Below are 6,683 nucleotides of genomic sequence, written 5' to 3'. Positions count from 1 at the left end.
AGGCTCTTGTCGGCCCCGCGCTGTGGCCCGGGGGGGGGGGGCCGGCCCCCGGCCCCGCCGGAAGCCCGCGTCGCCCGCTGCAGCACCCCGTTCCCGGTGCCGGCCGCTGCCTCCGGCTGGGCGGGCGGGGGTGAAGACGCCGTCCACGGCCACTGGGCGGCCGTGCGCCGGTGACGCCGGCGGCAGTGTGTCGACCCCTCGGCAGCCCCCGTTCTCAGCCCTGGGCCGAGCACGCCCGCGACGCCTGGAGGGTCACCGCATGACCACGGCACCCGGGACCGAACTCCGCACGTTCACCGATTCCGGCCCCGTCCGCAGCGACGTGGTCGACGCGTACGCCGACGTGCGCACCGGTCCTCCGGCTGGGGCGGCCGGAGGCGTCGTGGGCGATGTCGACGCCGGTTTCCGCTACCAGCTCGGGTTCGAGCAGCGTGATGTTCGGTTTTTCCTGGCTGCCCCGTCCGGTGGAGAACGATCAGCCTGTCCACGGATGCCTGTGCCGCCCCGGAGCGTGGGGGTTGCCGGCTGCAGCATCTGCGGTCTGGGCGAGGGCGTCGCCGCCGCCGACGACCACGATGTCGTGCTCGCGGAAGAAGAAGCCGTCGCAGGTGGCGTAGTACGACACGCCCCGGCCGGAGAGCGCGTCCTCGCCCGCCAGGCCCAGCTTGCGGTGCTGCGAGCCGGTCGCCACGATCACGGCCTTGGCCCGGTGGGCGGTGCCCGCGCTGTCGGTCACGGTCTTGACGGCGCCGGTGAGGTCGACCGAGATGATGTCGTCGGGGACGAGCTGGGCGCCGAACCGTTCGGCCTGGGCCCGCATGTTGTCCATCAGGTCCGGGCCCATGATGCCGCCCGGGAAGCCGGGGAAGTTCTCCACCTCGGCCGTCTGCACCAGCGCGCCGCCGGCGGTGACCGCGCCCTCGAAGACCAGCGGCTTCAGCGAAGCACGGGCGGTGTAGAGGGCGGCGGTGTATCCGGCGGGGTCGGAGCCGATGACGATGACCTCGCGCACGCCGTCGGGGTGCGTCACGCTGTTCATGCCTCCTGCGTGGCGTCGATCTCGGCGATCAGGGCCTCGATGCGGGCCCTGATCTCGTCGCGGATGGGGCGCACGGACTCGACGCCCTTGCCGGCCGGGTCCTCGAGGGCCCAGTCGAGGTACTTCTTGCCGGGGAAGATCGGGCAGGCGTCGCCGCAGCCCATGGTGATGACGTAGTCGGATGCCTGGACGGCCTCGGTGGTGAGGATCTTCGGCTTGGCGTCGGCGATGTCCACGCCGACTTCCTTCATGGCCTCGACGGCGGCCGGGTTGACCTGGTCGCCGGGGACGGAGCCGGCGGAGCGGACCTCGATGCGGTCGCCCGCGAGGTGGGTGAGGAATCCGGCGGCCATCTGGGAGCGGCCGGCGTTGTGGACGCAGACGAAGAGCACGGAGGCGAGCGGGGCGGTGGACATGGGTTCTTCCTTCACGATGGGACCAGCGGGTGGTTCAGGCGGGCAGGGAGGTCAGCAGTTCGGTGATGCGGGCGTCGATCGCGTCGCGGATGCCGCGGACGGCGGCGAGCGGCGCGCCGTCGGGGTCGGCGACGGGCCAGTCCAGGTAGCGGCGGCCGGGCACGATCGGGCAGGCGCCGCCGCAGCCCATGGTGATGACGATGTCGGCGGCCCTGACGACCTCGTCGGTCAGCGGCTTGGGGAACGCCCCGGCGGCGTCGACGCCGGCCTCGGTGAGGACCTGCGCGATGAACGGCTCCACCTCGGCCGCGGGGTGCGTGCCGGCGGAGGACACGGCCACCCGGCCCGCGGCGCGGTGGGTGAGGAGGGCGGCGGCGAGCCGGGAGCGGCCCGCGTTGTGGCTGCAGACGAACAGCACGCGCGGCAGCCCGCTGCCGGGGCCGCCCCGGACGTGGGCGAGAGCGTCCAGACGCTGTGCGGTGAAGCGTTCGGCCGGCACGACCAGCTGCGTGCGCACCTGCGCGGTGGAGGCCAGGAGGCTGTAGGAGTCGGTGAGCAGCGCCTGGACGGTCTCGGCGGAGAAGCGGCCGGCGTGCCGGGTGGCGAGGCGGGCGACTCCGGCGGCCAGGCGCTGGTCGGGCAGGAGGGGCAGGGAGGAGGCGGACACGGGAACTCCTTCGACGCGCCCAACAAGTCATTCCGCGCTGGTATCAGCGTGTGGTGATGTGACAGTATCAGGGCATGCTGACTTCAGTCGATCCTGATGTGATCCGGGTGCTGGGCGATCCGCTCCGCCTGAAGATCGTGACCCTGCTGGCGCGCGAGACGCTCTGCATGACGCACCTGGTGGAGGAGACCGGAGCCAGGCAGACCAACCTGTCCAACCATATGAAGGTGCTGCGCGAGGCCGGCCTGGTGGAGACCGAGCCGTGCGGCCGGTTCACCTACTTCAAGCTCAAGCCCGACGTCCTGGCCGGGCTGTCCGAGCAGTTCGCCGCGCTGGCCGCCTCCGCCCGTACCGCTGCCGAGAACAAGAGGGCCTGCCCGTGACCTCCACCGCGCCCACCACCGCGTCAGCCGGCGCCGGCGGGGACGACTCGATCGTCAAGAAGCTCTCCACCCTTGACCGCTATCTCGCGGTGTGGATCCTGCTCGCCATGGCCGTCGGCCTGGGCCTGGGCCGCCTCATCCCGGGGATGAACGACGCGCTGGCGAAGATCGAGATCGGCGGGATCTCTCTGCCGATCGCGCTCGGCCTGCTGATCATGATGTATCCGGTGCTGGCCAAGGTCCGCTACGACAAGCTGGATTCCGTCACCGGCGACAAGAAGCTGATGGTTTCCTCGCTGGTCATCAACTGGATCGTCGGCCCCGCGGTCATGTTCGCGCTGGCGTGGATCTTCCTGCCGGACCTGCCCGAGTACCGCACCGGCCTGATCGTCGTCGGTCTGGCCCGCTGCATCGCGATGGTCATCATCTGGAACGACCTCGCGTGCGGCGACCGCGAGGCGGCCGCCGTCCTGGTCGCGCTGAACTCGGTGTTCCAGGTCATCGCGTTCGGCCTGCTGGGCTGGCTGTACCTGGACCTGCTGCCGGGCTGGCTGGGTCTGGGGGACGGCGAGCACCTGGACATCTCCATGTGGGAGATCGCCCTGAACGTCGTCATCTTCCTCGGCATTCCGCTCCTGGCCGGGTTCCTCACCCGCCGGATCGGTGAGCAGAAGATGGGCCGCGAGTCCTACGAGTCGAAGTTCCTGCCGAAGATCGGGCCGTGGGCCCTCTACGGGCTGCTGTTCACGATCGTCATCCTCTTCGCCCTGCAGGGAAAGACGATCACCTCGCAGCCGCTGGACGTCGTACGGATCGCGCTGCCGCTGCTGGTGTACTTCGCGGTCATGTTCTTCGGCAGCTTCCTGCTCGGCAAGGGCCTCGGTCTCGCCTACGACCGCACGGCGACGCTGGCGTTCACCGCGGCGGGCAACAACTTCGAGCTGGCCATCGCGGTCGCCATCGCCACCTTCGGCGTCACCTCCGGCCAGGCCCTGTCCGGCGTGGTCGGCCCGCTCATCGAGGTGCCCGTCCTGATCGGCCTGGTCTACGTCGCGCTCGCCTGGCGCAAGAAGTTCACCGCCGGCGCCGGTCAGCCGGTGAGGGGAGCGAGGTGAACTGCCCGGACTGTCACGGCGCGGGAGGCCAGAGCCTGGCGCATGGCGTCTGCGTCCAGTGCGGTGCGGCCGTGTGCGCGCAGCACTCACGGATCAGCGAGCAGTTCCCGATCTGCACCAAGCCCGTGTACCGCGCAGTGGTTGTCGAGCCGCCGGTGCGGCGCTTGATGTGCGGGCCCTGCGCGGCGGCCCATCAGGCAAACGCCGCGTGCTGCCCGCAGTCCGCGCAGTTCGTCCGGACACCGTGACCGGCGGCCGGCACGCTCAGGTGGTGGTGATCGGCGGCGGGCAGGCCGGGCTCGCCGTCGGCTACCACCTGCGCCGCAACAAGCTCGACTTCGTCGTCCTCGACGCCCGGGCCGCGCCGGGCGGGGCCTGGCGGCACACCTGGGACTCGCTGCACCTGTTCTCCCCGGCGGCGTTCTCCTCGCTGCCGGGACGGCTCATGCCCGCCCAGGCGGGGGAGGAGTACCCGGAGGCCGGACACGTCGTCGACTACCTGGCCGACTACGAGCAGCGCTACGACCTGCCCGTGCAACGCCCCGTCCGGGTGAGCGCCGTACGGCCCGACGCCGGGCGGCTGCGGGTGGAGACCGACACGGGTGTCTGGACGGCGGGGGCGGTCGTCTCGGCGACCGGCACCTGGTGGCGCCCCTTCCTGCCCGCCGTCCCCGGCCGGGAGGTGTTCGCCGGCCGCCAACTGCACACCACCGGCTACCGGCGCCCCGCCGACTTCACCGGCCGGCGGGTCGTCGTGGTCGGCGGCGGGAACTCCGGCGCACAGATCGCCGCCGACCTCGCCGCCCACGACGGCGTCGACCTCACCTGGGCAACCCAGCGCCCGCCCCGCTACCTGGCCGACGACATCGACGGCCGACTTCCTCAAGGCCCTGGCGAGCGAAACCCGGCGGAAGGTGATGCAGCAGTTCACCGGCGGCGTGGAACTGACCGTCGGCGAGATGGCCGAGCGGTGCGCACTGAAGCCGTCGACCGCCTCAGAACATCTCAGTCTGCTGCGCCGCGGCGGCCTGGTCCTCTCCCGCAAGGAGGGCAAGCAGGTCTTCTACCGCGCCGACGGCGCGAGCATGACCGAACGGCTCGGCGCACTCCAGGAGTACCTGGCGCGCTGCTGCCCGCCGGGCTGCGCCTGACGACCTGCGACCGGTGAGGCCGCGATCGGTCAGGTGCCCAGGTCGAGCATGGCGGACATCGCGGCCACCACGGACGGGGCGACCCGGTAGTAGACCCAGGTCCCGCGCCGCTCGGAGGTGAGCAGCCCGGCTTCGCGCAGCTTCTTCAGGTGGTGGGAGACGGTCGGCTGGGACACGCCGACGTCGGAGATGTCGCACACGCACGCCTCGCCACCGGGGTGCGAGGCGACACGGGAGAACAGTCGCAGCCGCACCGGGTCGGACAGCGCCTTGAACATCACGGCCATCTTCTCCGCATCCGCCTGCGACAGCTCCCCCGCGGTGATCGGCGGGCAGCAGGGCACCACTGCCCCGGTGTCCAGGACCGGCAGTTCGACAACCTCTGACTTCGACATGTGTCTATGTTGACACTCATCGATGTGCGTGGCAAGGTCGGGATATCGACAGCGATCGAAGCAGTGGCCCGGGCCGGGCCGCGCGAACCCGGAGGACGATCACCATGACCACCACCACCTCGGACCTGCCGGTCGTCGTCATCGGCGCCGGCCCGGCAGGCCTCGCGGCCGCCGCCCACCTTGTCGAGCGCGGCATCGAACCGCTGGTCCTGGAAGCCGGACCGGCCGCAGCCTCCGCGGTGCGCGAGTGGTCCCACGTCAGGCTGTTCTCCACCTGGGGCGAGCTCACCGACCCGGCCGCGGAGAAGCTGCTCGCCCCCACCGGCTGGACCAAGCCCGACGCCACCACCTACCCGTCCGGCGGGGACTGGGCCGAGCTCTACCTCCAGCCCCTCGCCGACGTCCTCGGCGACCACGTCCGCGTGGGCGCCACCGTCACCGGGGTCTCCCGCACCGGCCGCGACCGCATCGTCGACGCCGACCGCGAATCCCAGCCCTTCGTCGTCCACTTCACCACCACCGACGGCGAAGAGCGCGTCTTCGCCCGGGCCGTCATCGACGCCTCCGGCACCTGGACCACCCCCAGCCCGGCCGGGGCCAGCGGACTGCCCGCCCTCGGAGAGAACGCGGCCGCCGGCCGCGTCACCTACCGCGTCCCCGACCTCAAGGACCCTGCGATCCGGGCCCGGTACGCAGGCAAGCGCACCGCCGTCATCGGCTCCGGGGCCTCCGCCTTCACCGCGCTGGCCACCCTCGCCGATGTAGCCAAGGACGAGCCGGGCACGCACGCGGTGTGGATTCTGCGCCGGGGCCTCTCGGGCTCCACGTTCGGTGGCGGTGAAGCCGACCAGCTGCCCGCCCGCGGCGCCCTCGGGCTCGCGGCGAAGGCCGCTGTCGACAACGGGTACGCCGACGCGGTCACCGGCTTCCGCACCGAGGCGATCGAGCGCGACGGCGAGGGCCGCCTGGTGCTGGCCGGTGAGGACGGCCGTCGCCTCGACCCGGTCGACGAGGTCATCGTGCTGACCGGCTTCCGCCCGGACCTGTCCTTCCTCTCCGAGATCCGCCTCGGCCTGGACGAACGGCTCCAGGCACCCACCGAGCTGGCGCCGCTGATCGACCCCAACCAGCACTCCTGCGGCACCGTCTACCCGCACGGCCACCGCGAGCTGTCCCACCCCGAAGCCGGCGTCTACCTGGTCGGCATGAAGTCCTACGGGCGCGCCCCCACCTTCCTCGCCATGACCGGCTACGAGCAGGTCCGCTCCGTCACCGCCGCCATCGCCGGCGACCTCGCCTCCGCCGACCGCGTCGAACTCACCCTTCCGGAGACCGGAGTGTGCGGCGGCGCCGGACTGTTCGACGACCCGGACGCCGGGCAGGCCGACGGCGGCTGCTGCGCTCCCGCTCCGGCGCCCGCGCTCGTGCGGATCGGCGTCGGCGCGCCCGCCGCCACGGTGACCGAGGAGGCACCGGCGGGCGGCAGCTGCGGCTCGTGACCGACCTCAACACCCCTC

The 6,683-nt window shown here is 72.0% G+C and carries 8 protein-coding genes and 2 pseudogenes; 6 read left to right on the top strand and 4 right to left on the bottom strand.

Annotated elements, in window-relative coordinates; genetic code table 11:
* Positions 1-535: 535 nt before the first annotated feature.
* The 3 genes and pseudogenes from ACFXAE_RS35985 to ACFXAE_RS35975 all read right to left on the bottom strand — a co-directional run.
* Positions 536-1,039, bottom strand: a pseudogene (locus ACFXAE_RS35985) (FAD-dependent oxidoreductase); the annotation flags it as partial.
* Complete coding sequence (locus ACFXAE_RS35980) at positions 1,036-1,455, bottom strand: arsenate reductase ArsC (protein ID WP_384723875.1); 420 nt, start codon at positions 1,453-1,455, stop codon at positions 1,036-1,038. The pseudogene ACFXAE_RS35985 and the gene ACFXAE_RS35980, both read right to left, overlap by 4 nt.
* 34 nt (positions 1,456-1,489) lie before the next feature.
* Complete coding sequence (locus tag ACFXAE_RS35975) at positions 1,490-2,122, bottom strand: arsenate reductase ArsC (protein ID WP_384723872.1); 633 nt, start codon at positions 2,120-2,122, stop codon at positions 1,490-1,492.
* A 74-nt stretch (positions 2,123-2,196) separates the two neighbouring features.
* On the opposite strand from ACFXAE_RS35975, the gene ACFXAE_RS35970 reads away from it, so the two are divergent.
* The 5 genes and pseudogenes from ACFXAE_RS35970 to ACFXAE_RS35950 all read left to right on the top strand — a co-directional run bounded on the left by ACFXAE_RS35970 (position 2,197) and on the right by ACFXAE_RS35950 (position 4,771).
* Positions 2,197-2,505 (top strand): ArsR/SmtB family transcription factor, encoded by a 309-nt coding sequence (locus ACFXAE_RS35970; RefSeq protein ID WP_384723869.1) that lies wholly within the window; start codon positions 2,197-2,199, stop codon positions 2,503-2,505.
* Positions 2,502-3,620 (top strand): ACR3 family arsenite efflux transporter, encoded by a 1,119-nt coding sequence (gene arsB, locus ACFXAE_RS35965; RefSeq protein ID WP_384723866.1) that lies wholly within the window; start codon positions 2,502-2,504, stop codon positions 3,618-3,620. Before ACFXAE_RS35970 ends, arsB begins: the two co-directional genes overlap by 4 nt.
* Positions 3,617-3,868, top strand: coding sequence for a DUF2180 family protein (locus ACFXAE_RS35960; protein ID WP_384723863.1), 252 nt, complete (start codon positions 3,617-3,619; stop codon positions 3,866-3,868). The genes arsB and ACFXAE_RS35960 overlap by 4 nt, the downstream gene beginning before the upstream one ends.
* A pseudogene (locus ACFXAE_RS35955) lies at positions 3,829-4,578 on the top strand (FAD-dependent oxidoreductase); the annotation flags it as partial. The gene ACFXAE_RS35960 and the pseudogene ACFXAE_RS35955, both read left to right, overlap by 40 nt.
* Positions 4,538-4,771, top strand: a complete 234-nt coding sequence (locus ACFXAE_RS35950) for an ArsR/SmtB family transcription factor (protein WP_384723878.1) — start codon at positions 4,538-4,540, stop codon at positions 4,769-4,771. The pseudogene ACFXAE_RS35955 and the gene ACFXAE_RS35950, both read left to right, overlap by 41 nt.
* Positions 4,772-4,800: 29 nt before the next feature.
* Here ACFXAE_RS35950 and ACFXAE_RS35945 read toward each other — a convergent pair whose 3' ends face one another.
* Positions 4,801-5,166, bottom strand: coding sequence for an ArsR/SmtB family transcription factor (locus ACFXAE_RS35945; RefSeq protein WP_384723860.1), 366 nt, complete (start codon positions 5,164-5,166; stop codon positions 4,801-4,803).
* Positions 5,167-5,270: 104 nt separating this feature from the next.
* Between ACFXAE_RS35945 and ACFXAE_RS35940 the strand changes: the two genes are divergently transcribed.
* Positions 5,271-6,665, top strand: a complete 1,395-nt coding sequence (locus tag ACFXAE_RS35940) for an NAD(P)-binding domain-containing protein (protein WP_384723857.1) — start codon at positions 5,271-5,273, stop codon at positions 6,663-6,665.
* Positions 6,666-6,683 lie beyond the last annotated feature (18 nt).

Origin of the sequence: Streptomyces sp. NPDC059454 (assembly GCF_042749965.1) — a bacterium.
Lineage (GTDB): Bacteria > Actinomycetota > Actinomycetes > Streptomycetales > Streptomycetaceae > Streptomyces.
This window is presented reverse-complemented; position numbering and strand designations above follow the sequence as displayed.

Bases quoted from the DNA above. Each gene is read 5' to 3' on its own strand.
- ACFXAE_RS35980 (WP_384723875.1), bottom strand. From the start codon at position 1,455: ATGTCCACCGCCCCGCTCGCCTCCGTGCTCTTCGTCTGCGTCCACAAC.
- ACFXAE_RS35970 (WP_384723869.1), top strand. From the start codon at position 2,197: ATGCTGACTTCAGTCGATCCTGATGTGATCCGGGTGCTGGGCGATCCG.
- ACFXAE_RS35950 (WP_384723878.1), top strand. From the start codon at position 4,538: ATGCAGCAGTTCACCGGCGGCGTGGAACTGACCGTCGGCGAGATGGCC.
- ACFXAE_RS35945 (WP_384723860.1), bottom strand. From the start codon at position 5,166: ATGTCGAAGTCAGAGGTTGTCGAACTGCCGGTCCTGGACACCGGGGCA.
- ACFXAE_RS35940 (WP_384723857.1), top strand. From the start codon at position 5,271: ATGACCACCACCACCTCGGACCTGCCGGTCGTCGTCATCGGCGCCGGC.